We start from the raw sequence: 23,920 nt of genomic DNA on the forward strand, positions 1-23,920 counted from the left end.
GTTGCGTGTTCCAAGCTGCGAGTTTCGAATTGAGGTGGCAAATCCGGCTTCGGAGTTCCAGGTCTCGCGGCCGTGTTACTCCATGGCGTAAATGGTCAAGCCGCTGATGAGCTTGGGATAAAAGTCGGTGGACTTTTGCGGCAGGACTTCGCCGGCGAGGGCGATGTCGCGGACCTGCTCGATCCTTACCGGGTTTCCCAGGAAGGCGACATTGGCGCCCGATTGCGCCAACTGGATGGCCTGGTCGGCCTCGCGAAGGTATTTGATGTTCTGCTGCTGGCGAATCGCCTCCTCGGAAATTTCCATAACGTGCTCGAGCAAAATCTTGTGCAGGTGCACCAGGTCGAGTTCGCGCTGCCGCCGCGAGACCGACGCCAACACCGAATCCGCCGCACCCGGCCGCGCGCGCAGCAGGAACGCCTCGTGCCCAATCACGGCGACGAAAGCTGTTCCCTGCTGCCCCGCCTGATGGAGCAGCGCCAGCAGGCGAGCTGGGTCGGTGGTGGAAGCCTGCTCCACCGTGAAGTACGGGAACGCGCTGCGCAGGAACAGGTCTTTGTCGAATCCGGGAAGGCCGCTGACCACGCGGTGCGTGGGCAGGATCACGAGCCCGGGCGCGTCCACGCTGACAAAGGTCATCACCATGTAGTTGTAGGGCGCGTTGGGCTCGGCGCGACCGGCGGCGGCGCATTCATCGCGGTAATCCCTGGCGGTTTCGTAGCGATGATGGCCGTCGGCGATGATGATCTTCTTGTCGGCCATCACCCCGGCCACGCGCGCGATCGTGTCGCGCGAGGAGAAGCGCCACAGGCGGTGCTGGACACCAAATTCATCGCGCACGTCCACTTCCGGCGCGGACGAGGCGGGCAGCAGCGCGTCCACCTCGCCCTTGGGATCGCTGTACACCATGAAGAGCTGCTCGAACTGGGCACGCGTGGCGCGCAGCAGGTTGAGCCGGTCTTGCTTGGGCTTGGCCAAGGTTTGCTCGTGGCGGAAGACGACCGCATCGGAGTAGTCGTAAATGCGCCCCAGCGCCATCAGGCCTCGGCGTTCGACTTCCTGCCCCGAGCCGGGAACCGTGAAGCGCTGGCTGTAGACGTACAAAGACGGTTCCGCGTCACGGCGCAGCACGCCCTGATCGCGCCATGCCCGAAAATGGGTTGCCGCGGCCTGGTAAACGCCCGCTTCTTCCACCTTGGGATCGCCCAAAACCATCCGCACCAGGTTGTAAGGACTAGCCCGATAGTAGCGTGCCTGCAACTGCGGAGTGATCTTGTCGTAGGGCTGCGTAACTACATCGGCGATCTGCACTCTGGACGGGTCATAACGCCAGGCGGAAAAAGGTGCGATTTCCATGGAAGCGATTGTAGTACCTGGTGCGCAGCGCTGCGTACCGAGACTGGGGTGTGGTGGCTGGCTCCAGAAACGGAATTCGGCACGCGCGGCGTTCGTCCCAGAATTAAAATCACCTGCCTTCCTGTGTTACCATCCAATTACACGAGGCCATATGACCCGCCACCGCAGCCAATGCGGGTCTCGCGGTAAAGTGACGCACTTTTTTCGGACTGTGCCCCTGATCCGGTCAGCATTGGCGGCAGTTTCTTCGCGCTCCTCTCGATGCACGTGGTCGCTCGCGTATGCGCTCCTCTGCGTTCTGGTGCTAACGCCCTGCGCCATGGCGCAGGTCCAGGACGAAGTCCATATCCAGCCCCGCTCCACCACCCCTGCGGCGGAGCCGGTGGCCAAGGTCAGCGACCCGGCGTTGAAAACCCACACCAAGCCGGTGCGCGTGGATGTGGATCTGGTGCTGATTCCCGCCACCATCACCGACCCGATGAACCGGCTGGTTACCGGCCTGGAGCGCGAGAACTTCGAGCTCTTCGAAAACGGCCAGAAGCAGGAAATCCGCCATTTCTCCAGCGAGGACGCTCCTCTTTCCCTCGGCGTGATCTTCGACATGAGCGGGAGCATGCGCAACAAGATCGAGAAGGCGCGCGAGGCGGTGGTGGAATTCTTCCGCACCGCCAACCCGCAGGACGAGTTTTTCATGATTGCCTTCTCGGAAAAGCCCGAGCTGCTCAGCGATTTCACCTCCTCGGTGGAAGACATCCAGGGCAGGCTGATCACCACCATCCCCAAGGGGAGAACGGCCCTGCTGGATGCGATTTACCTGGGGCTGAACAAGATGCGCCATGCCCACCAGCAAAAGAAGGCGCTACTCATCATCTCCGACGGCGGCGATAACCACAGCCGCTACACGGAAAGCGAGATCAAAAACCTGGTCAAAGAAGCCGACGTGCAGATTTATGCCATCGGCATCTTCGATTCGACGCCGCGCACCGAAGAAGAGCGGCTGGGGCCAGCCATGCTGGGCGGTATCACCGACGTTACCGGCGGACGGACTTTCACCATAGATAATCCCAATGAGCTGGCGGATGTGGCCACGAAGATAGGCATCGAGCTACGCAACCAATATGTCCTGGGATACCGTCCAAACCACCCAGGGCGTGACGGCAAGTGGCGCAAGGTCAAGGTCAAGCTCAATCCGCCGAAAGGCTTGCCGCCTCTGCATGTGTACGCGAAAACGGGTTACTATGCTCCCACGGAATAAGCTGCTGCTGGTGCTCGTGTCCTTGGTTGCACTGAGCGTGTGCCTGGCGGCGCAATCCTCTCCTCCTTCCCCAGGCCCGCCCGCCGGACAACAGCCGGTGGCGGAACCGCTGCCCGGCGACGCCCCCAATCAACCCGGCAATGCCGCGCAGGCGCCGGCCAAGGGTCAGCAGGGACAGGAACCGGCGCGCGAGGACAACGGCGTATTTGTGTTTAAGAAGCAGGTCGAGGAAGTCGTCCTGCACGCCACCGTGGTTGACGACAAGCGCCGCCTCGTGACCGGGCTCACGAAAGACGATTTCCAGGTATTCGAAGACGGAGCGCGGCAGCAGATCACGTCGTTTCGCCGGGAGGACATCCCAGTAGCGGTCGGGATCGTCATTGATAACTCCGGTTCGATGCGCGAGAAGCGCCCCTCGGTGAACCAGGCGTCAGTCAATTTTGTGCGCTCCAGTAATCCGCAGGACGAGGTATTCATTGTCAATTTCAATGACGAGTACTACCTCGACCAGGATTTCACCAACCAGGTTCCCCGCTTGAAAGAGGCGCTGGAGCGGATTGAGTCGCGCGGCGGCACCGCGCTGTACGACGCGGTGGTCGCCTCCGCCGACCACTTGAAGAAAAACGCGCGCCTGGAAAAGAAGGTTCTGCTGGTGGTCACCGACGGCGAGGACAACGCCAGCCGTGAGTCGCTGGAACAGGCCATCCGCCGCTTGCAGGCGGAGAACGGACCCACCGTGTACACCATCGGGCTCCTGGGCGGAGAAAAACAGCGCCGCGCCCGCCGCGCCCTCACCGAGATGGCTGAGCAGACCGGCGGCGTTGCTTTCTTCCCCAAGGACGTCGGGGAGGTGGATTCCTTCACCCAGGCGGTGGCCCACGACATTCGCAACCAGTACACCATCGGCTACAAGCCGATGCGCTCCCAGACCCAGGGCGGGTATCGCACCATCCGGGTGGACGCGCGCGCCCCAGGCCACAAGCACCTGACGGTTCGCACCCGCAGCGGGTATTATCCGGGGCAGGAAAGAGCGGCAAGGTGATCGGCTGATTTGCCGGCATCCTGATTCGGGTGCACCTTGCGCCGCGCTTCTCTTTTTCTTGATCCTGACGCTGGCCACCGGCCACTAACCACTGGCCACTGATTTACAATGGCCGCCCATGGTGTACCGCAGCGACAACCGCACGCCGGAACAAATGCGGCCGGTCAACATCACGCCCGACTTCATCTCTACGGCGGAAGGGTCGGCGCTGATTGAGATCGGAAACACGCGCGTCATTTGCACCGCATCGGTCGAGGAGACGGTGCCCGCGTGGATGCGCAACCGCGGTAAAGGCTGGATCACCAGCGAGTACGCAATGCTGCCGCGCTCCACCCTGACGCGCACGGCGCGCGAGTCGGCGCGGGGACGAATCGGCGGGCGGACGCATGAAATCCAGCGCCTGATCGGCCGGTCACTGCGGGCGGTGGTGGACCTCACCAGGCTGGGCGAGCGCACCCTCTGGATCGACTGCGACGTCATCCAGGCCGACGGCGGCACGCGCACCGCCTCCGTCACCGGGGCGTTCGTGGCGCTCGGCCTGGCGATGGGCAAACTGGTGGAAGCGGGCACGCTGACCTCGGCCCCGATCCGCGATTTCTTGGCCGCCACCAGCGTCGGGATCGTGGACGGCGAGATCATGCTCGACCTCAGCTATGAAGAGGATTCGCGCGCCGAGGTGGACATGAACGTCGTCATGACCGGCGGAAAAAAAATGGTCGAGGTGCAGGCCACCGCCGAGCAGCGCCCCTTCGACGATGCGCAACTGAAGCGCATGATTGAGCTCGCCAAGCGCGGCGTGGAGTCTCTGATCGCCAAGCAGCAGGCGGTGCTCAGCAATCTGCTGTTGCGGCAGTGAGGTAGGGAGTAAAATGTCCGGTTTGCGGTTCGATTTTCATCTCACCATCTACCGCCGTTAGCACCTGAGGAGGTGTCGCGTGAAGCTGACTCCAGGAAAGTTGTCCGGACTGAAAGCGGTTTCCACCGAGCGCGGGATCATTGCCGCGGCCGCCATGGACCAGCGCGGCTCGTTGAAGAAGTCGCTGGCCAAGGAAAGAGGCGGCGACATTGGCGACCGCGAGATGGAAGAGTTCAAGTCGCTCGTCACCGAGGTGCTCACGCCGCACGCCAGCGCCATCTTGCTCGATCCCGAGTGGGGCCTGCCCGCCTCCAAGCGGCGCAGCAGCAATGCGGGCCTGCTGCTGGCCTACGAGAAAACCGGCTACGACAAGACCGGTGTCGGGCGGCTGCCTGATTTGCTCGACCATTGGTCGGCGCGGCGCCTGAAGGAAGCCGGCGCCAACGCGGTCAAGATTCTGCTCTATTACACGCCGTTGGATACCAAGCCGATCAACGATCAGAAACACGCCTGGGTGGAGCGCATCGGCGACGAGTGCCGCGCCAACGACATCCCCTTCTTCCTCGAGTTAGTCGGCTACGAAGAGGGCGTGGACGAAAAGGGCTTCGACTACGCCAGAAAGAAACCTGACGTCGTCAAGCATTCCATGTCCGAGTTCACCAGGGACCGCTACGGCGTGGATGTACTGAAAGTCGAGGTGCCCATCAATATGAAGTTCGTCGAGGGCACCCGGTGCAACGCGGGCCAAAAGGCGTACTCGAAGCAGGAAGCCATGAACCACCTCCGCGAAGCGGCCCACGCGGCGACCAAGCCGTTCATCTACCTTTCGGCAGGGGTCAGCAACGCCGAGTTTACCGAGTCGCTGGAACTGGTCGCCGAAGCGGGCGTGAAGTTCAATGGCGTGCTGTGCGGTCGCGCTACCTGGAAAGACGGCATTTCCATCTACGGCAAGCAGGGCTCGCAGGCCTTCCGCGCATGGCTCCAGGACCAGGGCGTGAAGAACATCAACAACGTCAATGACCGGCTGAAAGCGGCCACCTCGTGGTTTGACATGTACGGCGTGCAAGCGGAGATGGCGAAGGCTTAACCGGAGGGGTTGGTAGTCGGAACTCAGTAGGCAGGGGCGAGCGGGGCGCGGCGTTGCTGCCGCGCCTCTTCGGACGACGCGGCCTGTTCCAGTGCCCCTCACAAATCACCCGCCGCAAATACTTTTCCCCTCCGGTGACTTGCTTCGAGCGCAGCGCGGGTGTATACACCGTGGGTCGCCCGGGCGGCGTGCGCGTGGGGCGCCTGCCGCTGCGGAAGTTTTTCCACGAATTCCAGCCCTTCACGCCGGGGGTGTGTGATGGAGCGCGTCCGGTTCATTGAACACTGTGGAGCCCGGGTGCTGCTGATTGATTGCAGCCAATGCGGACCAAGAGAACTGTCCGCCATCTTCCAGGAAGTCCAACAGGTGGTCACCTCGCAACCCCTGGGAACGGCGCTGACCCTGGCCGATTTCACGGATGCTCAGTTCGATAAGAACACGGCCGACCAGATCAAGATCGTGGCCACCTACGATCGCCCGCATGTGAAGCGCTCGGCGATTGTCGGGGCGGAGACGCTGCCTGACGTGTATTACCGCAACCTGATCTCCTTCTCCGCGCGCCAGTTCCCCCTGTTCAAGACGCGAGAAGAAGCCCTTGATTGGCTGGTCAGCGACCCTGCCCAGCGCGCGGTGGGCTGAAGTCATCGCGTGCTCGGATGATTCGCTGATCGAATACTCACCCGGCGCCGCTACGTCGGTCCGTCTCAACTCGTGGAGCCCACTCATGCTCTCCCCCGAGGTCTTGCGCCATCTTTACAACTACAATTACTGGGCGCGCGACCGCCAACTCGCGGCCTGCGCCAAGCTGACCAACGAGCAGTTCACGCGCACGCTGGGAGGAAGTTTCGCATCGCTGCGCGACACGCTGGTGCACCTCGCCGGCGCCGAGTGGATCTGGTGCGAGCGCTGGAACGACCGCTCGCCGCGCCTGTTCCCCAAGGGAGAGCAGTTCCCTGACCTGAGCGCGCTCCGGGAATACTGGCGTGGCGTGGAGCGCGATGTGCAGTGCTTCGTCATCGGCGTCACTGAGGCCGCGCTGGCGAAGCCGCTAACCTACACCAACGTAGCCGGCGAGCAGTGGACCTATCCGCTCGGGCAAGCGATGTTTCACCTGGTCAATCATGGCACTTATCATCGCGGGCAGGTGACGACCTTGTTGCGGCAATTGGGGGCGGAAGCGCCGGGCCTGGACTTCCTGCTCATGCACGATTTGAAGGTCGCGGCCGGCGGTTAGCCCAGCCTCAACGCCCCGCTGCAAGGCTGCCGCTCTGGACAATAAGAGCCGCGGTTGTTTATCCTGCCCCGCCATGAACCGACGTGACTTCCTCACCACCGCCGCCGTGGGCGCCGCCACTCTTGCCCTCCCCCATTTCGCAGTAGCTGACGATTCGGACCTCAAACCAGTGTGGGCTGAGATCGAAAAGCGCCATGACGAGGCGGTGCAGCGCCTGCAGCAATGGATACGACAGCCTTCCATCGCCGCCGAAAACCGCGGCATGAGCGAAGGCTGCGAACTCACCATGCGCATGCTGCGCGATGCCGGATTCGAGAACGTCACCAAGGTCCCCACCGACGGACAGCCGGGAATCTTCGCCACCCTCGATGCCGGCGCTCCGCGGACGCTGGCTATTTATTTCATGTATGACGTGAAGCAGGCTGACCCGGCGGAGTGGTCGTCGCCGCCCTTCGAAGCGGCGCTGGTGGATCGTCCCGGCTTGGGCAAGGTGGTGATCGGACGCGGCGCGGTCAATCAGAAGGGTCCGGAGGCAACTTTTCTGGCGGCGCTACATGCCATGCGCGGCGCGGGACGGAAGCTTCCTCTAAACCTGGTGTTTGTGGCCGAGGGCGAGGAGGAGATCGGGTCACCGCACTTCCCGCAGGTGGTACGCAAGCCGGAGATCGCGGCGGCATTGAAAAGATGCGAAGGCGTGTTCATGCCATTTCCTTCGCAGGACCTGAGCGGCGACGTGACCGTGTACCTGGGCGCGAAGGGCGTGATCGAATGCGAACTAGTGTCCAGCGGCGAGCGCTGGGGACGCGGCCCTCGGCGCGACATCCACTCCAGCAACAAGGCGCGGGTGGACAGCCCGGCCTGGCACTTGGTGCAAGCCCTTGCCACGCTCGTCTCGGCCGATGGAAACACGCCCGCCATTGAAGGTCTGGCGGCCAAGGCGCGACCGCTGTCGGCGGCGGAGAAACAGATGATCGCTGTCGCCGCCCAGCGCATGAATGAGGCGATGGCGAAAAAAGCGCTCGGGGTCGAGCACTGGGTCCACGACGTGAATTTCCAGCAATCGCTGGAGATGCTGGTGTCGCAGCCGACGGTAAATATCGAGGGCCTGGTGGGCGGCTATACCGGCCCGGGCGGCAAAACCATCCTTCCGCACAAGGCGGTGGCCAAGCTCGATCTGCGGCTGGTGCCCGACATGACCGCTGCCGACGCGCTGGCCGCACTCAAAGCCCACCTGGCCAAGCATGGTTTCGGCGACATCGAGGTCAACATGAGCGGCGGCTACGATCCCACCAGCACGCCCGCGAATTCCGCGCTCATCCGGGCGGAGATTGCCGTGTACCGGCGCGCCCGGATTGATCCCATCATCATGCCGCGCCTGGCGGGTTCGTGGCCGGGCTACGTGTTCACCAGCGCCCCGCTGCGTCTGCCAGCAGGACACTTCGGCCTCGGCCATGGCAGCGGCGCCCACGCACCCGACGAGTATTACGTGATCGAATCAGCCAACCCTGCAATTCAAGGAATGGACGGCGCGACCCGGTCCTACGTCGAGTATTTATACGAGCTGGCGCGGACGAGCTAGTCGCTTCCGTGCAGGAAATCCGCGCAGGGCAACCATGGGCATCACTCCCATTCGATCGTGCCCGGCGGCTTCGAAGTGATGTCGTACACCACGCGGTTGATTCCCCGCACTTCGTTCACCAGGCGGGTGGAGATGCGCTTGATGACCTCCCACGGGAGTTCGACCACGTCGGCGGTCATGCCGTCTTCGGAATGCACGGCTCGAATGGCGCAGGTGTAAGCATAGGTGCGCTGGTCGCCCATCACGCCCACCGACATCACCGGCAGCAGCACCGCGAACGACTGCCAGATTTTCGTGTACAGGCCGGCGGCTTTGATCTCTGTGACCACGATCTCGTCGGCCTCCTGCAAAATGGCGACGCGCTCGGACGTGACCTCGCCCAGAATGCGCACCGCCAGCCCCGGGCCGGGGAAGGGCTGGCGCTGAAGAATTTCTTCCGGCATGCCGAGATCGCGCCCGATGCGGCGGACCTCGTCTTTAAACAAATCCTTCAGCGGCTCGATCAGCTTCAGCCGCATTTTTTCCGGCAGCCCGCCGACGTTGTGGTGCGATTTGATCGTCTGCGACGGCCCACGCACCGAGCGCGACTCGATCACATCCGGATAAAGAGTTCCTTGCACCAGGAATTCCGGTTCCTTATAGGCGGTCTCGCGCCGGTCGCGGGTGACGATCTTCGCCGCCTCCTCCTCGAATACGACGATGAACTCATTGCCGATGATGCGGCGCTTCCTCTCCGGGTCGCTGACACCGGCTAGTTTGGCGAGAAATCGACGCGACGCGTCCACCGCGACCACGGTGAGTCCCAGCTTGCGCAGGTTCTCCTGCACCTTTTCGAACTCGTTCTTGCGCAGCACGCCGTTGTTGACGAATACGCAGGTGAGGCGGTTGCCGATGGCGCGCGCCACCAGCGTCGCCGCTACGGAGGAATCCACCCCGCCGGATAGCGCGCAGATGGCGTGCGCCTGCGGGCCCACCGCCTTCTGCACGTTGGCCACGGTTTCGTCAATGAAGCGCTGCGGCGTCCAGTTGGGCGCGGCGCCGCAGATATCGAAGACGAAATTCCTCAGGATCTCCCTGCCCTGCGGCGTGTGGTGCACCTCGGGATGGAACTGCACGGCGTAGTAGCGGCGCGCGGGATCTTCCATGGCGGCAAGCGCGTTCGAGCTGCGCGCAACAGCATGAAAGCCGGAGGGCAGCTCGCGCGCGTGGTCGCCGTGTGACATCCAGACCTGCAGTTCCGCCGGAATATCTTTGAACAACCGCGACCCGCCCTCCAGCTTCACTTCCGCGTGGCCGTACTCGCGCTTGTCGCCGGGCACGACCTTGCCGCCCAGCGTATGCGCCATCCATTGCAGGCCATAACAGATGCCGAGCACGGGCACGCCCAGGTCGAGCACACGTTTGTCGGCGGGCGGCGCGTCCTTGTCGTACACCGAGCACGGCCCACCGGAGAGAACGATTCCCGCCGGGTGGTACGCCTTGATTCCGTCCAACGGCGCCGTGCAAGGGAGCACAACGGAGAAGACGCTTTGTTCGCGGATGCGGCGTGCAATGAGCTGCGTGTATTGCGAGCCGAAGTCGAGCACGACGATGGATTGCTGTTCCACTCTGTAATCTCTCAGATATTCCGGCTCGGAGTAAAGGGACAAGCATCAGGGTAGCAAAGGCCATCAGCTCCCAGCTATCAGCAGTCAGTTCCCAGGACCAGATACCTGTGACGGCGCTACAGCCGCACCTGCGGACTCAGCCACAGAGGACACGGAGGAAAGCTTGTGTTTCTGCTTCTGTTCCTCTGTGCCCTCTGTGGCTACTCCGGCCTCGCGCCTTCGCAGAACCATCGTGGAGCCGGCTGAGAGCTGATAGCTGATGGCTGACCGCTCTCGTCTAAAGCCACGAACGCCGCCAGGCGCGCGATGTAGAGGGAATCGGCAACGGCGAAATAAATCAAGGCAATGACCACCCAGAGTGCTATGGCGGCGGCCGGTGACGCCTGCGCGCCGAGCAGGGCGGCGACGAACATTCCCACGAATGCAAGCCCGCGGAACAGTCCGAACCACACTGCGATTCCCGCGTACGGGCCGGGGCTGCGGCGGTACAGGCCCAGGGAATCGGAGATCGATTTCCACGCCGTTTGCCCGTCGCGAACGATCCAGATGGGAGCCAGCGCCAGGAACCAGTTCACGACTGACCAGAAGAACCCGACCAGCGCGGCCAGAAGAACACCCATGATCGCTGCGGTGGCGGGATTCCGGGCGGGCATGGCGAGCCCTGCCAGGAATAGACTGCCGAACCATGCGATGAGAGTCGCGAGCGTAAACAGGGCACGCAAGCAGTGCAGCGTAGTGAGAGCGCTCCATCTTGCGGCGTGGCCTTCTGGCGCCAGCGCATGCAGCGTGACGGCGCGGCCGAGGGTGGCGGCGGCGATCCACAGCATCGCGATCGCCGGCACCAGCACCAGGCACTCGCGCGCCAACTGCGGCAGTACCTGAATGAGGATGCGCGCGCACGCGTCGGCAATCAGGAACAGGTCGCTGTGGCGGGCGATGAGCATCTCAACTTGCGTGATGTCCACCTGCGCCAAAATGCGGCGGACGGCAAGGATCGCCAGTATCCACGCGGCTGCGCCAAACGCCCAGCGCCAGGCGATTTCGCCCAGCGCCAGCGCGGGCTGGCGAAGAACAGCGCGAAATCCGGCGCGTACGTGCACGCTAGGATTTAACCATAGAGGACACAGCGGCAATGAAAGAAAGAAGGTAGTTGCTAGGGGTCGCCGGCGGGCTACCGGCTACCAACTACCGACTACCCAGGATCAGTTTGCGCGCTTGGGAGATTTCTGCGTCAGCACGTTGATCAGTTCCCTGCCGGCTGCCGGCATTCCGACTCTGCCGCGCTGCACGATGTCGCGCGCGCTTAGGCTCTTCCCATACAGGTTCTTGTTGGCGCCGCCATCGCCGCGAAGCGTGGAGCCCTCCAGCGACACGCCGGCAAACAGGCCGCGCGAGCGCGAGTAGCTCAGGATCTCGGCGCGCATCACGATATCGGTGGCGGCCGCCGCGTCGCGTCCCTTGGGTCCGGCGGCGGCGGCAGCGTCTGCCCCAAGTTTGATCTTGCTGGAGAGCACGGAATCGGCGCCGCGGTCATTCATTACCAGCAGCACGAAATCGGTGGCCTGACCGCCCAGTTGAATGCCGATGTTGCCCCCTTCCAAAGCCATCATGGCGGGCGCGCTCCACGGCCCGTTATGTTTCGCGCCCCTACGGCAAGTAATGGCGCCGCGGCCGTAGCTGCCGCCGATGCCGATGGCGAACTTCAGCACCGACGGAAACACCATCACGCACTCCGCTTTGTTGAGAATGTTTTGCGGGATTCCCTCGGGGATGTTGAGGATCTCTTTCATCACTGCGCCCGCTTCCTGCAGGCGTTCTTCTTCTTTTTTCTGCGCGAACACGGGAATGGCGATGGACAGAATCATGGCGACGGCGATCGACTTGCGCACAGTGCACCTCCTCGGGAGTTCGCCAACATTGTAGTCCCGCGCGCTCACACTGGCGCCCAGGCCCCCCGATACGGGCTTCAGCCGTGGTTACGGCATCTGTGGAATCGTATGAGCCCCGGGGGTGCTCCACATCATTTCGCGACGATGTTCACCAGCTTGTGCGGTACGACGATGGCCTTGACGATGTTCTTGCCATCGAGCGACGCGAGCACCTTGGGATCGTTCAACGCGAGTTGTCGCACGTCTTCCTCGCCGGCATCGGCGGCAACCATCAGGCGGGCACGGATTTTCCCGTTTACCTGGACCACGATTTCGATTTCCTCTTCGCGTGCCAGTGCCGGGTCGTACTGCGGCCACGGGTGACGCAGCAGATCGCTCTTCTCGCCCAGCACTTCCCACAGCTCGTGCGCCAAATACGGCGCAAACGGATGCAACAGCAGAACCAGCTTGCGTTGCGCCTCGCCGAGCAGCGGCAAGGGAATGAGGCCGCGCTCGATCTCCGCGCGCAAGAGGTAGAACTCGTTGACCAGCGACATCAGCGCCGACACGCAGGTATTGAAGTGCCAGCGCCCGAGGAATTCGTCGCCGATGCGCTTGATCGTCTGGTGCAGGCGGCGCTGCATGCGGCGCGCTTCCGGCGAGAGTTCGGCGGGCACGGCGCCGCGCCATCCATCCGCGTTCGGCTTCGCCCGGGCGATCACGAAGCGGTAGACGCGAGAGAGGAAGTCCTGCACGCCCTTGACCCCGGCGTCCTGCCAGTCGAGGTCGCGGTCAGGCGGCGCGGCAAATAGCGTGTACAGGCGCGTGGCGTCGGCGCCGAAGCGGGCGACCATGTCGTCGGGCGTGACCACGTTGCCCAGCGATTTCGACATCTTGGCGCCGTCCTTGATCACCATGCCCTGCGTGAACAGGCGTTGCGCCGGCTCGGAATTCGCCACCAGCCCCATGTCGCGCATGAACTTGGTCCAGAAGCGCGAATAGATCAGGTGCAGGATGGCGTGCTCAACGCCCCCAATGTACTGCTCGATCGGGAACCAGTAGTTCGCAACCTGGCTGTCGAACGGGGCGCGGTCGTTGCGCGCGTCGGTGTAGCGATAAAAGTACCAGGACGAATCCACGAACGTGTCCATGGTGTCGGTCTCGCGCCGCGCCGCGCCGCCGCATCTCGGGCATTTCGTGTTCACCCACTCCGGCAGCCGGCCGAGCGGCGAGCCGCCGGTGAGGGTGATCTCGACACCTTCCGGCAACCTGACGGGCAAGTCTTTCTCCTGCACGGGCACGATGCCGCAGCGTTCGCAGTACAGCATCGGGATTGGCGTGCCCCAGTAACGCTGGCGCGAGATGCCCCAGTCCTTCAGGCGATAGGTGACCGTTGGCTTGCCGAAGCCGTGCTCCTGGGCGTAAGCGGCCATCTTCGGCATGGCTTCGTTGCAGCCCAACCCGCTGAACTCGCCGGAGTTGATGAGCAGCGAATCGGTGCCGCTGTACGGGATGGTGGCGTCGGCGGATTTTTCGGCGTCGGTTTCGCCCTCGCGGCGCGGCAGGATCACGAGGCGGATCTCCAGGCCGTATTTCTTTGCGAACTCGTAATCGCGCTCGTCGTGTGCCGGCACGGACATGATCGCGCCCGTGCCGTAATCCATCAGGATGTAGTTCGCCACCCAGATGGGCAGCTTCTCCTGGTTGAACGGGTTGATGGCGTAGCGGCCGGTGAAAACGCCGTGCTTCTCGATGGCGCCCACGTCGCCGACTTCCTTGGCCTTGCGCTGCTCCGCCAACAATCCGTCAACTTGCGCGCGCAGCCCGGCGTTGTCCGCCACCAGTTTCCCGGTCATCGGGTGCTCGGGCGCGAGCTGGATGGAGGTCGCGCCGTAGATCGTGTCAATGCGCGTGGTGAAGACGGCGATCTTCTCCGCCGTTTCTTCGACCTGGAAATCGGCCAGCGCGCCTTCGCTGCGGCCGATCCAGTTCCGCTGCATGACGCGGACTTTTTCCGGCCAGCCGCTGAGTTGGTCGAGGTCGCGCAACAACTCCTCGGCATAGTCGGTGATGCGCAGGAACCACTGCTCCAGCTCGCGCTGCTCCACCGGAGTGGTTTCATGGCGCCAGCAGCAGCCGTGCACCACCTGCTCGTTGGCCAGCACGGTGGCGCATTCCGGGCACCAGTTCACCTTGCTCTTCTTGCGGTAGGCGAGTCCGCGCTCGTAGAGTTTCAGAAAAAACCACTGGTTCCAGCGATAGTACTCGGGCTGGCAGGTAGCGACCTCGCGCTCCCAGTCGTAGGCAAAGCCGAGCCGCTTCATCTGCGACTTCATGTGCGCGATGTTGCCGAGCGTCCACTCGCGCGGCTGCACCCCGGCTTTGATGGCCGCGTTTTCCGCCGGCAATCCGAACGAATCCCACCCCATCGGATGAAGCACGTTGTAACCCTTCATCCACATGTAGCGCGCCAGCGCGTCGCCGATGGAGTAATTGCGCACGTGGCCCATGTGGAGCGCGCCGCTCGGGTAGGGCAGCATCTCCAGAACGTAATACTTCGGCTTGCCGGTGCTGGGCGGCTCGGCGCGATAGAGCGACGGGTCGGCCTGGAAGCGGGCAGACCACTTCTCTTCGATCGGCTGAGGATCGTAGCGCTCCTCGCGTTTCTCGGTCATTTGCGGCGTGTCCGCCATTAGAGGCCTGGTCCGTTGAAAGCAATTTTCGATTTTACAAGGTTAGTGCGTCGACGGTCGATGGCCGCCGTTGGCAGTGTCCCAAAGAGTTTATGACAACCATTGTCGATAGCCGATCGTCGATGGTCGATGGCCGTGACCGAGCCCCGCAGGGGCGGCATAGGATAGCCCGGCACGTAAGTACCGGGAAAGGCACGCAATGAACATCCGGAGTCCCGCAGGGACGACACAAGAAAATGGCACAATTCGCGAGCGTTAACCGTGTCTTCGCTTTCTCACCGGGTTCACCAGCGACTTCAGCGTCTCCACATTCCTCATGTCATCCCCCGGCTCATCAATCGGTGTCTCCGCAATGAACGCGCATCCGGCTAACCGCGGATCGTTGAGCAGCCGCCGAAACATATCCAGCCCGATTGTCCCCTGCCCAATGTGCTGGTGGCGGTCGAGGCGCGAGCCGCGAGCCGCCTTGGCGTCGTTGCAATGCCACACCGGAACATTCTTCAGGCCGACGGTCGTGTCGAGGTGCGTGAGCGTTTGCTCGTACCCCTTTTCGCTGACGATGTCATACCCCGCGGCGTGCGTATGGCAGGTATCAATGCAGGCGGCGATGGGTACATAATCCCGCAGCACGCCGACCAGCGCCGCCACCTGCTCGAAGCTGCCGCCCAACGAGAATTCCGCGCCGGCCGTGTTCTCCAGCAGAATGGTCAGGCCGCCGCGGCGCAGATCGTAGCCCTCGGTCGCCTCGATAAGGGATGCGGCCACCTTTGCCAGCCCCTCTTCCCGGCTCATTCCACGAAACGAGCCCGGATGCAGCACCAGGTAATCGGCGCGCAGGGCGAGCGCGCGCTCGATCTCGCCGCGGAATGACTCAATCGATTTGCGTTGAAACTCCGCGTTCCCGCCAGCCAGGTTCACCAAGTAATTGGCGTGGATGACGAGCGGCTTCAGGTCGTACTTGGCGCGCAGGCGATTCATCGCCTCGCATTGTGAGCTGCTGAGCTGGTAGGGCGCCCACTGCCGCGGACTGGAAGAAAAGATCTGGAACGCGCTGCACCCGAGGCGGTAGGCGCGCTCGGCAGCGTTCGCCGCGCCACCGGCGGTCGAAGTATGAATTCCGATGCGCCGCGACGTGCGCCACGGCGGCGTCCGGGGCGGAGGCTGCTTGAGAATGTCGCGGTGTTCCTGCGCCATCGAGCGGGGCATCGCAAATTAGATTGATGATTTACGATTGGCGATTGCCGATTTGTCGTCACGCATCGCCGGACGCGCCTCACAATTCGGCACGCACCCTGCGCTACAAGGATTCCTGCTCGCTATGAAGATTGCCAACGATATTACCGAACTGATTGGCCGCACTCCGCTGGTCCGCCTAAACCGCGTCAGCGAAGGGTGCCGCGCCACCGTGGTCGCCAAACTGGAAAGCTTTAACCCCTGCCACAGCGTCAAAGACCGCATCGGCGTGAGCATGATCCGCGAGGCGGAACGCGCTGGCCGCATTCATCCCGGTAAAACGGTGCTGGTCGAGCCGACCAGCGGCAACACCGGCATCGGACTGGCATTCGCGGCGGCGATGCGCGGTTACCGCCTGATCATCACCATGCCCGACTCCATGAGCCTGGAGCGACGCATCCTGCTGCGCGCTTTCGGCTGCGAAGTGGTGCTGACTCCGGGCGCCAAGGGCATGAAGGGCGCCATCGCCAAGGCGAATGAAATTCTCGCCAAGACCCCCGATGGCTTCATGCCGCAGCAGTTCGCCAACCCTGCGAATCCGAAAATCCACTTCGAGACCACCGGCCCGGAAATCTGGCAGGACACCGACGGCAAGGTGGACATTCTGGTCGCGGGCGCTGGAACCGGCGGCACTATCACCGGCGTCACCGAGTACATCCGCCCGAAAAAGCCCGCTTTCCGCGTCGTCGCCGTCGAACCGGCGGAAAGCGCGGTGCTCTCGGGCGGGAAACCGGGGCCGCACAATCTGCAGGGCATCGGCGCCGGCTTCGTGCCCGAGGTGTTGCGCACCGATTACATCGACGAAACTATCGCCATCGCCACCGACGACGCGATCGCCATGGCTCGCCGCCTGCCGCGCGAAGAAGGCTTGCTGGTGGGAATCTCATCCGGCGCCGCCGTGATTGCGGCGTTGCAGGTGGCGCGGCGGGAGGAGAACGCGGGCAAGCTGATTGTCGTCATCTTGCCGGATTTCGGCGAGCGCTACTTGAGCAGCGCGTTGTTCGCCAACCTGCGTGAGGAAGCGGAGCGGATGAAGACCGAAGAAATCGCGGTGTGATGATGGCAGGTGCAAGCGTTGTCGATCTCGCACCGCTGGCATTAAACTAGGAGACTCGGTTCCGAGGACACAGAGGCTTCTATGCTTGTCGTCATGGCCGCGCACGCCACCGAAGAGCAGGTGCGTGCGGTTTGCGAAAAGATCGAATCGGCTGGGCTGCGGACGCACGCCATCCCGGGCGCGCAGCGCACCGCCATCGGCATCACCGGCAACCAGGGCATGGTCGAGATCGGCCTGGAGGACATGCCCGGTGTTCAGGAAGTCATTCGCGTCAGCAAGCCCTACAAGCTGGTCAGCCGCGATGTGAAGGGCGAAAACACCGTCGTCGCCTTTTCCGGCACCGACAACACCATCGGCGGAACCGACCTTGCGGTCATCGCTGGCCCTTGCGCGGTGGAGTCGCGCCAGCAGGCGTTCGCCGCCGCCGAGCGGGTTGCCAAGGCGGGCGCACGCTTCTTCCGCGGCGGCGCCTACAAACCGCGCACCTCGCCCTACGCTTTTCAGGGACTCGGCGAAGAGGGTCTGCGCATCCTGGCGGAGATTCGCGAGCGCCTGGGTCTTCTGATCGTCACCGAGGCGGTGGACTACGAATCGCTCGACCTGGTGGAGCGCTATGCCGACATGATTCAGATCGGCGCCCGCAACATGCAGAATTTCTCGCTGCTCAAGCGTGCCGGTAAGGCGCGCAAGCCGGTGCTGTTGAAGCGCGGCATGTCGGCCACCTTGGAAGAATTTCTGATGGCGGCCGAGTACGTGATGAGCGAGGGCAATTACCAGGTCGTACTCTGCGAACGCGGCGTGCGCACCTTCGCCGACCACACGCGCAATACGCTCGACTTGAGCATCGTGCCCGCGGTGCATCGGCTCAGCCACCTTCCTATCCTGGTGGACCCGAGCCACGGCACCGGCAAGCGCGACAAGGTGATTCCGCTCTCCCGCGCCGCCATTGCGGTGGGCGCCGATGGCCTGATCGTCGAAGTTCACCCTGATCCGGACCGCGCCCTGTCCGACGGCCCGCAGTCCATCTACCCCGAGCAGTTCGAGGAGTTGATGGCGGAGATGCGGCAGATTGCGCCCATCGTCAAGCGCACTGTGCCACAGCCGGTGGTCGTGGCGGCGACCAGCATCAGGTGATCGGTGATCCGATGATCGCGTGATCTATTGAGCATTGCACAATACGCTGACATTTTAGCTGTGTCATCCCGAGCGCAGCGAGGGACCTGCTTTCCCTCGTGCCAAGAGAACAGCAGGTTCCTCGCGCCAAAAACGGGCTCGGAATGACACTCTCTGGGTGTGGAGTGGCAGCTAGCCAGCCAGGATGTCACAATGATCTGCATGTCTCCATAAACGCCGTGGCTGCCTGCCGTGCCGTTCTTGTTAGAATCGCTTTCCGTTGAAGAAAATCTTCCTCATCGTTGTGATACTGCTGGCGGCGCTGGGATGTCGCAAGCCGCGCGACTATGCCGGCGACCTCAACGCCTACGTCAGCAACGGCAAGAGCGACACCGTCTCCGTCATTGACCTTGGGCAGTTCACGGTGGAGAAGACCATCGCCGTCGGACGCAATCCCACCGGCGTCACGGCGAACCCGAGAAAAAACGAGATTTACGCGGTCAACACCGAGTCCAACAACATCAGCATCATCGACGCGGCCAGCAACGCCGTCGTCGCGACTGTCGGCGTGCATCGCGCGCCGTATTTCATCGACGTGTCGGCGGACGGCACGCGCGGCTACGTGGCGAATTCCGGGTCGGCCAACGTCAGCATCCTCGATCTGGAAAAGCGCCGCGTGCTTGCGACCGTGGGCGTCGGCGCAAATCCCGGGCTGGCGCGCGTCTCGCCGGATGGAAAAACGGTAGTCGTCTCCAACCGCGGTGGCAACTCTGTCTCCCTTCTCGACGCCGCGAAGATGCAGGTGCGCGCCACCGTGCCGCTATGCCAGCATCCCGAGGACATCGCCATTCTGCCCGATTCCAGCAAGGCATTTGTCGCCTGCACCGCATCTGCGCAAGTCGCGGCGGTGGATCTCAAGGCCGGCAATCTGCTGGCCCTGCTCGACGTCGGCAAGACACCCATTCACCTTGCGCTCAAGCCCGATGGCGGTGAATTGTTCGTGTGCAACTTCGATTCGTCCTCGGTGTCGGTGATCGAGACCGCCGCCAATGAGGTCGGGGCCGCCTACCTGATCGGCAGCCAGCCAGTGCACGCGGTCGTCAGCGCCGATAATTCCCTGCTCTACGTCAGCAATTTCGGTTCCGACTCGGTCTCGGTCCTCGGCATTGATTCCGGCCGCGTCGTCGATTCCATTCCCGTCGGCCATCGACCCGACCAACTGGCGCTCACCCCCGCAGAGGATTTTCTGCTCGCGCTCGATACCCAGCCGGGCGATGTTGCGGTGGCGCGCCTCATCAAGCTGCCGCGCGGCAACAAGATCAGCCTTCCCGAAGCCATTCTCAAGGGGCAAAACCCCAACAAACAGCGCAGCCTGTTGACCATCGTGCCGGTCGGGATCCAGCCCAATGGCATCGCGGTCAAGTCGGTTGTCCCTTGAAAAGTAGCAATACGCTTGGCTCGTTTCCAAGATTCGTATCCCTCGTCCCACAATTATTTATTTCTGTCCTCTGCTCACCTATTTGGGATCGCCACGTCTATGAGCTAAATCCCGCAATGGGTAGCGGTCCCCCCAAAACGCAGGAGAAGCCAATGAGTAAAGGTACAAAGCTGCTGGGCATTGCGCTGCTGGCATCGGTCGCACTAGCCGGAATGGCGGCGGATACGCCCTCCCAAACCATGGGCAAGGTGCGGACCGTCGAGTTCATCACCGCGGTAAAGGTCGGCGGCGTGCTGTTGCCCGCCGGCGAGTACAAGGTCCAGGAACTCATGGACGGCGACAGCCACCTGCTGGCTTTCAAGACCATGAACGATAAGGAGAAGGTCCGCGTGCACTGCAATCTCGTGGAACTCCCTAACAAGGTCGCGCAGACGGAGCAGGGTGCCCAGAGAAACGACGCCGGCGAGCGCATCCTCCACTCCTTGGCCTTCAAGGGTGAAAAAGCCCGCCACGAAATCGCCAACCAATAACACCAGCCTGGACCATTCGACCGGCGGCCCTGTGCCGCCGGTCTTCACCTGCCTGCCCATGCGCGAGCCGGTCGCGACGCCGTGTATAGTGTCGCTGAGCCCTCCATGCAGGTCCTCGAACATGTGCCGCTGGCGCCCATGACGACCCTCCAGGTCGGCGGCCCGGGCCGTTATTTTGCCGAGGCTGCCACGCCCGACGACGTTCGCCAGGCGGTGGACTGGGCGAAGTCGCGCGCCCTGCCCCTGTTCGTGCTCGGCGGCGGAAGCAATCTGCTGGTCGCCGACACCGGCTTTCCCGGCCTGGTCTTGAGGATCGCCATCGGCGGCGTCCAGCGGCGCCAGCAAGACGGGAAGCAAGCCTTTGAGGCCGGTGCAGGTGTTGAGTGGGACGCGCTGGTCGCGCAAACCGTCGCCGCCAATTGTGCCGGCCTGGAATGCCTGAGCGGTATTCCCGGGACTGTGGGCGGCACTCCGGTGCAGAACGTCGGCGCCTACGGCCAGGAAGTTTCCGAAACCATCACAGAAGTGCAGGTGCTCGATCGGCGCGACCGGCAGATGCGCAGCCTGTGCCATGAAGCGTGCGGCTTCGCTTATCGCAGCAGTATCTTCAACACCAGCGAGCGCGGCAGGTTCATCATCTTGCGGGTAACGTACGCGCTCGAAGCCGGCGGCACGCCCACCATCGAGTATCGCGACCTCCAACAGCACTTTGCGGTCCACGGGGCAGAGACCCGTGCCAACCTTTCGGATGTGCGCAAGGTGGTCCAGATGATTCGCCTCGCGAAAGCGATGCTGATCGTCGAGGGCGATGAGGACTCGCGCAGCGCCGGATCATTCTTCAAGAACCCGGTGCTCAATCCGGGGGACTACGAACGGCTGAACGCCGCCGCCATTTCGCTTACCGGAAGCGCGGTTCCCAGTTATCCCGCGCCGGCCCGGCAATACAAGATCCCGGCCGCGTGGCTGGTGGAGAACGCGGGCTTTCACAAGGGATACACGCGCGGCCATGTCGGAATATCGCGCCGGCATGCGCTCGCCATCGTCAACCGCGGCGGCGCGACGGCGGCCCAAATCGTCGCGCTGAAAGATGACATCCAGCGCGCGGTGCTGGAGAAGTTCGGCATTGAGCTCACGCCCGAGCCGGTCTTCGTCGGCTTCGAATGACTGCGCTATTAAGAAATCAAGAAACTTTTGCGGGAGTCAATCCTGGGCGAGGCGTCGCCCGGGGTTGGCGACGCCGAGTCGAAGGACCTTGCGTTCGCTCGCACCCACCACGCTACCGAGAGGCACTTCAGGGCAATCTTGATGGAAGTTACTTCTGCTTCCCCTTCTCCGCCGCGAGCGTTCTCAGGTACAGCACGATCTGCCAGCGCTGCCTCTCCGGCAAGCCGCTAAACGACGGCATCCCGCGACGCTGATTGCCGTTGGTGATCTTCCAGAACAGCGCGCCATCCGTCTGCTGCTGCACCACGGGCAACTGGAGATCCGCGGCATTTTTCAGCCCTTGGCCTTCGGCGCCGTGACACTTCGCGCAAGTGCGCTGGAACAGCTTTCGTCCGCCGCCGGCAAGCTCGGGCGATTCCGCCAGCAGGTTAGGACGCGCCGCAGCCGCCGTCGGCGCCTGCCAAGCCGGGTCGGGCTGGTAGTCGATATTCTGCGCCACCGCTAGCCCGGCGCCCAGCACAAGGCCAAGACCAAGACCAATGATGAGCCCGAGCCTCACGGCTTGCTCCGGAACAGCGCGGCGACCTTGCTCCCGAACCCGTTGACCTCATACAGGTACTTGCAGCGCAACAGCAGCGGGTTGCTCCCGGAAGTCAGACCGACGGCGGGCGATATGATGATGGCACTGTTGTCGCTGATGTTCCACCGCATTACCGGCGCCAGGTAGTGCGCCGTGTCGTGAAAGCCGAATTGCTCCGTGCTGCCCAGGCCGCCGTAAAGTTCCAGCCCGGCGATGAAATTCTCCCGGCAGAAGCGACAGTCCTTCTCCGACGCGATCCGCGCCAGTGGACGCCACACGCCCAGCGAGTAGCCGAACTCGTACCCCTCGCTCTCGGTCAGGTTCTTTTCGACGATGAAGTTCTCGGAGATGTTCCAATCGTGCGTCGTACTGGAAAGGATGAGCTTGGTTTCCAGTTCGCGGGCGCGGGCGCGGCGCAGGTCGGCGTTGGGCTCGTCGAACGAATCCGCGTGGCCGACGACCTCCTTCATGATCCTGGAGCCCTCGTTGATGTTCTCGAACTCGAAATACAGCACCGGGTTAATGCGGTGCTCGCGGGCCAGCGGCCGGAACCGGTTCTCCAGCCGCCAGCCGGTGAAGATGGTGCTGTCCCTCTCCCGGGACTGACCTTCCAGGTAGAACTCGGCCGTCCACCACGCCTTCACGCCGTATTCCAGCTCCAGTAGCGGCGCGGAAAACACCGGCTGCCCGGCGCGCGGGATGCCGAGGTTGTTGGACACCGAGATTTCCAGGTTCCCGGGCTCCTCCAGGTGATGGTCGTAGGTGACGAAGTACGGGCTGTCCTGCGCGAAAACGGCCGGGGTGAGGGCGAGAAGGACAACGGCTAAGAGGACGTTTCGAAGGTTCACGGTGGCTGCCTCGGGACGCCTGCGATATTGAAAATGAAATTCATTTTCAATTCAAGGCGGCCCGCCCGAATGGTTCGCCTCCGGCCGCGACCGGCGTCATCGTGCATCGGGATGCGCTTGCCCTAGGGCGCGCCGAGGCCCGCAGCGGCCGTTTTCGGCCTTCTCCCATTCCCGGTGGGCGCATTACCCCGCCGCCACTTCACGAGCGGAGTATCGGCTTTCAACTGGCCACTGAACCCTGGCCACTGGCCGCTTTTCTCACCGCAACAGATGGCACGAATACGTCTTGATCACCAGCCACACCTCGCGCCCGGGCTCGAGGTTCAGCGCTTGTTGAGCTCCCGGCGTGAGATGGACTTCCATTTCCGGTTGGGCGCCGGGACCGCTCCCGCACCCTACCTTGGCTATGACGGTGACATCGCGCCGCATAAGAGACGCAATCTTTCCCGGCAGCACGTTGCGCGCGCTCAGCCCCTGCGGTGGCGCATTTGCCAGCAGGATGTCGCCGGCGCGAATCCCGATCCGTACGGTGTCACCGGGATCGCCACCGCCAAGGGGAACCTCTAGCGAAACATTGGAACTCGGCAAACGGCACGTCATCGTGCCCTGCCCTTCGTGCCAGGCTGTAACCTTCGCGTCAAAGATATTCTCGATGCCGGCAAGTTGGGCCAGAACCATTTGACGCGGCACGTTTAGGACTTCGTGAGGATTTCCTTCTACCAGCACTTGTCCCCTGCTAAGAGCGACAACGCGCTCCCCGAGCGCAAACACTTCATCGCGGCTATGCGTAACGTACAGCACCGGGATGTGGTGTGCCTCGTTCCAGGCGCGCAGGTCCGCGATGATGGCGTTCTTGGTCGTGAGGTCAAGCGCTGACAGCGGCTCATCCAGCAGCAGCACGCGCGGGTCGGTCACCAGCGCGCGGGCCAGCGCGGTCCGCTGGCGCTCTCCCCCGGAAATTTCACCCGGCTGGCGATGGCGCAGGTGACGGATGCGAAATGCGTCCACGATCGCGTCCACCGCCTTGCGGCATTCTTCCGCCGGCAAACGGTCAATCCCGTAGGCGATATTTGCCTCCACGCTCATGTGGGGAAACAGCGCCAGCGTCTGAAACACGTAGGCGACGCGCCTCCGCGCCACCGGCACATTGACCCGCATCTCGCCATCGAACAGAACCCTTTCCCTCACCGCAACGCGTCCCGCGTCCGGCGCGAGCAGCCCGGAGATGCACTCCAGCAGCGTTGTCTTGCCCGCGCCCGATGCGCCGAACAGCATGGTGATACCGCTGGAAGCGGTGAACGACACGTCCAGCGTAAAGCTCTCCGACATCCGTTTGCGGACGGAAACGGCGAGCGTGGATGGTTGTGTGCCGGTCGTAGC

General features: G+C 63.1%; 21 protein-coding genes. 12 read left to right on the top strand and 9 right to left on the bottom strand.

The genetic code is table 11. The features are described from left to right. Positions 1–75: 75 nt before the first annotated feature. Entirely contained in the window at positions 76–1,356 is a 1,281-nt protein-coding gene (locus LAN64_00955; protein ID MBZ5566396.1) for a DUF1015 domain-containing protein, read from the bottom strand. Positions 1,357–1,675: 319 nt separating this feature from the next. On the opposite strand from LAN64_00955, the gene LAN64_00960 reads away from it, so the two are divergent. The 7 genes from LAN64_00960 to LAN64_00990 all read left to right on the top strand — a co-directional run bounded on the left by LAN64_00960 (position 1,676) and on the right by LAN64_00990 (position 8,409). Beyond that, on the top strand, positions 1,676–2,611 hold the full coding sequence (locus LAN64_00960; GenBank protein MBZ5566397.1) for a VWA domain-containing protein: 936 nt from the start codon (positions 1,676–1,678) through the stop codon (positions 2,609–2,611). Further along, positions 2,595–3,653, top strand: a complete 1,059-nt coding sequence (locus tag LAN64_00965) for a VWA domain-containing protein (GenBank protein ID MBZ5566398.1) — start codon at positions 2,595–2,597, stop codon at positions 3,651–3,653. Before LAN64_00960 ends, LAN64_00965 begins: the two co-directional genes overlap by 17 nt. Positions 3,654–3,771: 118 nt before the next feature. Further along, positions 3,772–4,509: a ribonuclease PH gene (gene rph / locus LAN64_00970; GenBank protein ID MBZ5566399.1), complete on the top strand. Its 738-nt coding sequence runs from the start codon at positions 3,772–3,774 to the stop codon at positions 4,507–4,509. A 79-nt stretch (positions 4,510–4,588) separates the two neighbouring features. Beyond that, complete coding sequence (locus LAN64_00975; protein MBZ5566400.1) at positions 4,589–5,596, top strand: tagatose 1,6-diphosphate aldolase; 1,008 nt, start codon at positions 4,589–4,591, stop codon at positions 5,594–5,596. Positions 5,597–5,854: 258 nt separating this feature from the next. Beyond that, the gene (locus tag LAN64_00980) at positions 5,855–6,235 is read left to right on the top strand and encodes a hypothetical protein (protein ID MBZ5566401.1); all 381 of its coding nucleotides are present in this window, start codon (positions 5,855–5,857) and stop codon (positions 6,233–6,235) included. 85 nt (positions 6,236–6,320) lie between these two features. Continuing rightward, positions 6,321–6,830, top strand: coding sequence for a DinB family protein (locus LAN64_00985; GenBank protein MBZ5566402.1), 510 nt, complete (start codon positions 6,321–6,323; stop codon positions 6,828–6,830). Positions 6,831–6,903: 73 nt separating this feature from the next. Then, entirely contained in the window at positions 6,904–8,409 is a 1,506-nt protein-coding gene (locus LAN64_00990; GenBank protein MBZ5566403.1) for a M20/M25/M40 family metallo-hydrolase, read from the top strand. 41 nt (positions 8,410–8,450) lie between these two features. On the opposite strand, the gene guaA is transcribed toward LAN64_00990, so the two are convergent. The 5 genes from guaA to LAN64_01015 form a co-directional block, all read right to left on the bottom strand. Then, entirely contained in the window at positions 8,451–10,016 is a 1,566-nt protein-coding gene (guaA, locus tag LAN64_00995; GenBank protein MBZ5566404.1) for a glutamine-hydrolyzing GMP synthase, read from the bottom strand. Positions 10,017–10,216: 200 nt separating this feature from the next. Further along, on the bottom strand, positions 10,217–11,116 hold the full coding sequence (locus LAN64_01000) for a hypothetical protein (GenBank protein MBZ5566405.1): 900 nt from the start codon (positions 11,114–11,116) through the stop codon (positions 10,217–10,219). 102 nt (positions 11,117–11,218) lie between these two features. Continuing rightward, positions 11,219–11,881, bottom strand: coding sequence for a lipid-binding SYLF domain-containing protein (locus LAN64_01005; protein ID MBZ5566406.1), 663 nt, complete (start codon positions 11,879–11,881; stop codon positions 11,219–11,221). 155 nt (positions 11,882–12,036) lie between these two features. After that, positions 12,037–14,577 carry a leucine--tRNA ligase gene (gene leuS / locus LAN64_01010; protein MBZ5566407.1) on the bottom strand — a complete coding sequence of 847 codons (2,541 nt, stop codon included), beginning with the start codon at positions 14,575–14,577 and terminating at the stop codon, positions 12,037–12,039. Positions 14,578–14,832: 255 nt separating this feature from the next. Next, the gene (locus LAN64_01015; GenBank protein MBZ5566408.1) at positions 14,833–15,783 is read right to left on the bottom strand and encodes a deoxyribonuclease IV; all 951 of its coding nucleotides are present in this window, start codon (positions 15,781–15,783) and stop codon (positions 14,833–14,835) included. 112 nt (positions 15,784–15,895) lie between these two features. Between LAN64_01015 and cysK the strand changes: the two genes are divergently transcribed. The 5 genes from cysK (at position 15,896) to LAN64_01040 (ending at position 21,112) form a co-directional block, all read left to right on the top strand. Then, a complete protein-coding gene (gene cysK, locus LAN64_01020; GenBank protein ID MBZ5566409.1) occupies positions 15,896–16,867 on the top strand; it encodes a cysteine synthase A in 972 nt (323 codons plus the stop codon). An 81-nt stretch (positions 16,868–16,948) separates the two neighbouring features. After that, positions 16,949–18,001, top strand: coding sequence for a 3-deoxy-7-phosphoheptulonate synthase (aroF, locus tag LAN64_01025; protein MBZ5566410.1), 1,053 nt, complete (start codon positions 16,949–16,951; stop codon positions 17,999–18,001). Positions 18,002–18,260: 259 nt separating this feature from the next. Further along, a complete protein-coding gene (locus tag LAN64_01030; protein ID MBZ5566411.1) occupies positions 18,261–19,418 on the top strand; it encodes a hypothetical protein in 1,158 nt (385 codons plus the stop codon). A gap of 152 nt (positions 19,419–19,570) precedes the next feature. Then, on the top strand, positions 19,571–19,948 hold the full coding sequence (locus LAN64_01035) for a hypothetical protein (GenBank protein ID MBZ5566412.1): 378 nt from the start codon (positions 19,571–19,573) through the stop codon (positions 19,946–19,948). Between the two features lie 105 nt (positions 19,949–20,053). After that, a complete protein-coding gene (locus LAN64_01040) occupies positions 20,054–21,112 on the top strand; it encodes a UDP-N-acetylmuramate dehydrogenase (GenBank protein ID MBZ5566413.1) in 1,059 nt (352 codons plus the stop codon). Positions 21,113–21,260: 148 nt separating this feature from the next. On the opposite strand, the gene LAN64_01045 is transcribed toward LAN64_01040, so the two are convergent. The 3 genes from LAN64_01045 to modC form a co-directional block, all read right to left on the bottom strand. Further along, the gene (locus tag LAN64_01045; GenBank protein ID MBZ5566414.1) at positions 21,261–21,671 is read right to left on the bottom strand and encodes a cytochrome c; all 411 of its coding nucleotides are present in this window, start codon (positions 21,669–21,671) and stop codon (positions 21,261–21,263) included. Beyond that, positions 21,668–22,540, bottom strand: coding sequence for a hypothetical protein (locus LAN64_01050; GenBank protein MBZ5566415.1), 873 nt, complete (start codon positions 22,538–22,540; stop codon positions 21,668–21,670). The genes LAN64_01045 and LAN64_01050 overlap by 4 nt, the downstream gene beginning before the upstream one ends. Before the next feature lie 258 nt (positions 22,541–22,798). Next, positions 22,799–23,869 carry a molybdenum ABC transporter ATP-binding protein gene (modC, locus tag LAN64_01055; protein MBZ5566416.1) on the bottom strand — a complete coding sequence of 357 codons (1,071 nt, stop codon included), beginning with the start codon at positions 23,867–23,869 and terminating at the stop codon, positions 22,799–22,801. Positions 23,870–23,920: the final 51 nt, after the last annotated feature.

The organism is Terriglobia bacterium, assembly GCA_020073185.1.
Classification (GTDB): Bacteria; Acidobacteriota; Terriglobia; order Terriglobales; family Acidobacteriaceae; genus JAIQGF01.